The sequence below is a fragment of the Natronomonas sp. genome, assembly GCF_036625485.1.
Lineage (GTDB): Archaea > Halobacteriota > Halobacteria > Halobacteriales > Haloarculaceae > Natronomonas.
This window is the reverse complement of the sequence record NZ_JAZKTR010000170.1, coordinates 1-4,740: the sequence shown is the minus strand read 5'-3', so window position 1 is coordinate 4,740 and position 4,740 is coordinate 1. Positions and strand designations below refer to the sequence as shown.

The 4,740-nt window shown below is 67.6% G+C and carries 6 protein-coding genes and 1 pseudogene; 2 read left to right on the top strand and 5 right to left on the bottom strand.

The window, feature by feature from the left end; all coding sequences use genetic code 11:
* Positions 1-500 (top strand): annotated as a pseudogene (locus V5A53_RS12965) (dihydrolipoyl dehydrogenase); the annotation flags it as partial.
* Positions 501-524: 24 nt separating this feature from the next.
* Here the strand turns inward: V5A53_RS12965 and V5A53_RS12960 are convergent.
* From V5A53_RS12960 to V5A53_RS12950, 3 genes are all read right to left on the bottom strand, one after another.
* Complete coding sequence (locus V5A53_RS12960) at positions 525-1,952, bottom strand: hypothetical protein (RefSeq protein WP_332314040.1); 1,428 nt, start codon at positions 1,950-1,952, stop codon at positions 525-527.
* Positions 1,949-2,689, bottom strand: coding sequence for an ABC transporter ATP-binding protein (locus V5A53_RS12955; protein ID WP_332314039.1), 741 nt, complete (start codon positions 2,687-2,689; stop codon positions 1,949-1,951). The genes V5A53_RS12960 and V5A53_RS12955 overlap by 4 nt, the downstream gene beginning before the upstream one ends.
* Positions 2,690-2,757: 68 nt before the next feature.
* On the bottom strand, positions 2,758-3,249 hold the full coding sequence (locus V5A53_RS12950; RefSeq protein WP_332314038.1) for a hypothetical protein: 492 nt from the start codon (positions 3,247-3,249) through the stop codon (positions 2,758-2,760).
* A 133-nt stretch (positions 3,250-3,382) separates the two neighbouring features.
* Here V5A53_RS12950 and V5A53_RS12945 point away from each other — a divergent pair, with 133 nt between their 5' ends.
* Positions 3,383-4,294 (top strand): oxidoreductase, encoded by a 912-nt coding sequence (locus V5A53_RS12945; RefSeq protein WP_332314037.1) that lies wholly within the window; start codon positions 3,383-3,385, stop codon positions 4,292-4,294.
* Here the strand turns inward: V5A53_RS12945 and V5A53_RS12940 are convergent.
* The gene (locus V5A53_RS12940; RefSeq protein WP_332314036.1) at positions 4,291-4,428 is read right to left on the bottom strand and encodes a hypothetical protein; all 138 of its coding nucleotides are present in this window, start codon (positions 4,426-4,428) and stop codon (positions 4,291-4,293) included. The two genes, V5A53_RS12945 and V5A53_RS12940, sit on opposite strands and share 4 nt — an antisense overlap.
* 57 nt (positions 4,429-4,485) lie before the next feature.
* Positions 4,486-4,740 (bottom strand): DsbA family oxidoreductase (locus tag V5A53_RS12935; RefSeq protein WP_332314035.1); only part of this gene is annotated, 255 nt, incomplete at its 5' end.

Sequence of the window (4,740 nt, the reverse complement as noted above, 5' to 3'; positions counted from 1 at the left end):
ACGTCGAGCACATCTTCGCCGTCGGCGACGTGGCCGGCGAACCGATGCTCGCACACAAGGCGTACAAGGAGGGCCACGTCGCCGCGGAGGTCATCGCGGGCGAACCCGCCGCGCTCGATTATCAGGCCGTCCCCGCCGCGGTCTTTACCGACCCCGAGATCGGAACGGTCGGCATGACCGAAGGCGAGGCCGAGGAGGCGGGCTTCGACCCCATCGTCGGCGAGATGCCGCTGCGTGCGTCCGGCCGCGCGCTCACGCTCGGCACCGACGAGGGCTTCGTCCGCATCGTCGCCGACGAGGAAACCGAGTTCGTCCTCGGCGCCCAGATCGTCAGCCCCGATGCCTCCGAACTCATCGCCGAGGTGGGACTGGCCATCGAGATGGGCGCCCAACTGGAGGACATCGCCGCCACGATTCACACCCATCCGACGCTGTCGGAGGCCGTCGCCGAGGCCGCCGCCAACGCTCGTGGTGAGGCGACGCACACGCTGAATCGGTAGGTCGACGCTGCGGCTTTTTCATCTTCAATCGTCGCCAGCGAGCGCCTTCTTCTCCCAGCGCGGTCCGGCCCGTCGATAGAGAGCGAGGCCGACGAGGCCGGCGACGGCGGCATAGCCGACGCTGCCGAGCGCCAGTCGCGTCGGCGCCAACTGGAAGGCGATAGCGGCGATGATAAGCGGGATGAGAACGACCATGTTCGCCAGCGTGAACCCGACGAAGACGGGCGTATCGAAGAGAAGTTCGGTCGGGTCGAGGCCGGCGAGATACGTGGTGATGCCGAAGATGTAGAGGCACAGCGGCGCGAAGACGGCGATGCCGACGAGCATCGTCCCCGTGCCGAAGACGACCGACCCGAGCGCGAGGAAGGCAAAGCCTGCGGGCAGCGCGAGCAGACAGAAGCCCAGCAGCTTCGCCCGGAAGACGGCGGGCAGGGAGACGGGGAATCGGAGGTAGAAGGCGGTATCGTCGAACTGGCAGAGCCAGTTGTAGGTCGTAAAGGAACCCAACGCGAGCACGGCGGCGATGGTGAGACCGGGTTCGGGTCGGACAGGCACCACGTCGGGGAGGTAGGCCAGAAGCACCGCGAGGACGGCGAAGACCAGCCCTTGCGAGAAGACGACCTTCCAGAGGCCGCCCGACGAGCGGGCCACGTCCAGTAGCGATTTCGCGAGCAGACCCTGTTCGTCGACCCCACCCAGTTTCGCGTGGAGCGCCCGAAAGCGGTCGACGGCCGTCCGGGAGGGCGTCCGTCGGTCGAACTCGAAGAGCGCGGCGCCGACGACGCCGAGACAGAGGGGTAGCGCGAGGCTGGCGACGACGGTGAGCGGCCGAATCCCCGACAGCAGGCCGTAGGGCGTGAAGACGAGGACGCGACCGCTGTCGACGACGAGTGCGGCGACGGTTCCCAGCGCGATAGCGAGCGCGGCCGTCCGCGAGCGGGTGTGGATGCCGACGAGCGCGAAACTGGCGGCGACCCCGACGGCGAACATGCCCGACGTCGTCAGGAACAACAGCGGGAGACGACTGGCCGGGAGGTCGGCCATCACGACCAGCGGGACGAGGCCGACCGTCAGCGGCAGCAGAAAGAGGACGGCGTAGTAGCCGACGTCCTTGACGAGGAAGGCGACGAGCAGTTTCTTCGCGGAGACGGGCAGTGTGCGGGCCGAGAACAGCAGCAGCGTCGTCTCGCCGAGCAGGTCCTCGAGGGCGTCGCGGCCGACGAGGCCGACCGTGCCGACCTGCAGGCCGAGGGCGGCGACGACGAGGTGGAGCCCGGACACGAGCAGGTCGGTATCGGCGTCAGCGAGGGCGAAGAACGCGGCGGTGCCGGCGGCCACGAGCGCGACGAAGACCGGGAACAGCGCGAACCGGCGGCCGCCGAACAGGCGGCCGTGAAGGCGGAACTCCTCGACGGCCATGATCCGAAGCAGGTAGCGCGTCGAGAGGCTCATTGCTGGGTGAGTTCGGCAGCGGCCATGTCCTCGTCGACCGACTGGAAGAAGCGGTCGAGCAACGCGTCGCCGTCCATCCCGCGGGGCCGTAGCTCCTCCAGCAGGTGGCCTCGATTGATGATGCCGACCTGCGTGCAGACCTCGGCGGCCGTCTCGACGAAGTGCGTCGACAGGAAGAGCGTGTTGCCGGCCTCCCGATAGGTATCGAAGAAGCGTTTGACCCGCTCCTGCATGATGGGGTCGAGATTGGTCAGCGGTTCGTCGATGAAGACCACCTCGGGTTCGTGGAGGAACGCTTGCGTGATGAGAACCTTCTGGCGTTCCCCTTGCGAGAGGTCCGTACAGAGCGTATCGAGTTTGTGGGCGAACTCGAGGCGTTCGGCCCACGTCTCGACCCGCGTTTCGACGGTGGCGTCGTCGAGGTCACGCGTCGCCGCCGCGAACTCGAAGTACTCGCGGACGGTCAGAAAGGAGGGTGGGCGGCCGCTCTCGGGGAGGATACCGACGTGTCGGCGCGCCTCGACGGGCGTCTCGACGGGGTCGACATCGACGACGCGGGCCTCGCCGGAGTCGGGCACTAGCTGGCCGGTGAGGATGTTGATGGTCGTCGATTTTCCGGCGCCGTTGGGGCCGAGAAAGCCGTAGCACTCGCCGCGGTCGACCGAAAGCGAGAGCGCGTCGAGGGCGACCACGTCGCCGTAGCGTTTCGTCAACTCGCGCGTCTGAATCGCCGCCATTCAGGGAGGAGTTCGCCCTCGGGGGGCCTATACCCTGTGGGCGTTACGAGAACGAAGTCGGAGGTGCTTCAGGGCCGGTTCGAGTGTTCGAGTGCGTCGTTGTGCTCGTCGCCCTGGCCATTGTTGCCGTCGTCACCGTTCCCTTCATCGCCGTTACCGTTCTCGGCGTTCCCGGGGTTCTGCTGGCCGTCGTGTTCCTCGACGGTGACCGGACAGGGGTTCTCCGCCGAGGGGTCGTCGTCCAGTTCGCAGGTGAAGGCGACGACGGCGCCTTGGTCGTCGACGGTGACGACGAAGTGGTCGCCGAAGGCGGACTCGCGTTCCTCGGCGCTATCGTCGTTGAACCCCTCGTAGTCGACGCTCGCGGGGCCGGCGTCGAGGTCGCCTTCCTTGTCGCAGTCGTGGTCGGTGACGGTGCCGGTACAGACGAAGCCGCCGTCGCCGCCGTCGTCGCCGACGGTGACGCCGGTGTCCGCGCCGACGGTCGTTTCGTTCGTGACGCCGTTGGCCGCGGCGACGCCGCCGAACGCGCCGGCGGCGAGACACACGACGGCAATCAAAATCGCCAGTCGTTGGGACGCAGGCGGGTCCTCGTTCAAATCGGCCTTGCGCCCCACATTACCGGGTGTATAAGCCAGCGGCGGGCGTTGCCCGCCTCCGAAGACGTAACCCGCTGGCAGTCGAGGTGCCGGTATGAGCGCGTGGACCACCGACGAGATGCCCGACTGCACCGGCAGAACGGTCGTCGTCACCGGCGCCAACAGCGGCCTCGGCCTCGAAGCGACGCGGGACTTCGCCCGGAAGGGTGCCCACGTCGTGCTGGCGTGCCGAGACGTCGACCGCGGCGGCGAGGCCGCGAGCGACGTTCGCGGGGACGTCCCCGGTGCTTCGCTCACGGTTCGGGACTGCGACCTCGCCAGCCTCGATTCGATACGGGAGTTCGCGTCGACGGTCGACGAAGAACTCGGCGCCATCGACGTCCTCTGTAACAACGCCGGCGTGATGGCGATTCCGCGCGGCGAAACCGCCGAGGGCTTCGAGCGGCAGTTCGGCATCAACCACCTCGGTCACTTCGCGTTGACGGGCCTCCTGCTGGATTCGCTCGAGGCGGCCGACGACCCTCGCGTCATCACCCAATCAAGCGGTATCCACGCCCGCGGCGAGATAGACTTCGACGACCTGCAGAGCGAGGAATCCTACAACAAGTGGGACGCCTACGCCCAGAGCAAACTGGCGAACGTTCTCTTCGCCTACGAACTCGACCGCCGGCACGGCGACGACCTGACGAGTGTGGCCTGCCATCCCGGCTACGCGGCGACGAACCTCCAGTATCGCGGCCCGGAAGCGGAAAGCTCGCGGGTCAAGAAGGCGCTGATGGGCGCTTTCAATCGACTGTTCGCCCAGTCGGCCGAGCAGGGTGCGCTACCGATGCTGTATGCGGCGACGATCGAGGATATCGACGGCGGCGAGTACGTCGGTCCCGGCGGCCTCTTCGAGATGCGTGGAGCGCCGGAGGAACAGTCGTCCAGCGGCCGCTCCTACGACGAGGAGACGGCCGCGCGGCTGTGGGAGCTCTCGGCGGAGTTGACCGACGTCGAGTATTAGGTTCGGACTTCGGTGGCAGGGGCGACGCGCGCCCACGCGTTCGCGTTCTCGCGGTCGTAGACGACGAGCGTCCCGTCGAGTCGGAACTGTCCGTAGCGGTCGCCGTCGCCGGTATGCAGCATCGTCATGTTCATCGTTCGCACGCCACAAGAGCCGGTGGTGGTATAAAAATCCCCCGCCGCCATCCGGCGTCAGGCGCCTTCGACGAGTCGTCGGAGTTGCTCCGGCGGGACCGCGCCGCGGGCGGCGTGGTCGTCCTCGGAGACGAACGTTGGTACGCCGGTAATGCCGGTCTGCTGGGCGTTCCGGAAGGCGGTCTGGAGGTCGGCCTCGCTCGATTCGTCGGCCAGCGTCTCCTCGACGAACGATTCGGGGATGCCCGCCTCGCTGGCGAGGTCTTTCAACACGTCGACGTCGCCGATGTCGCGGCCGTCCTCCCAGAGCGC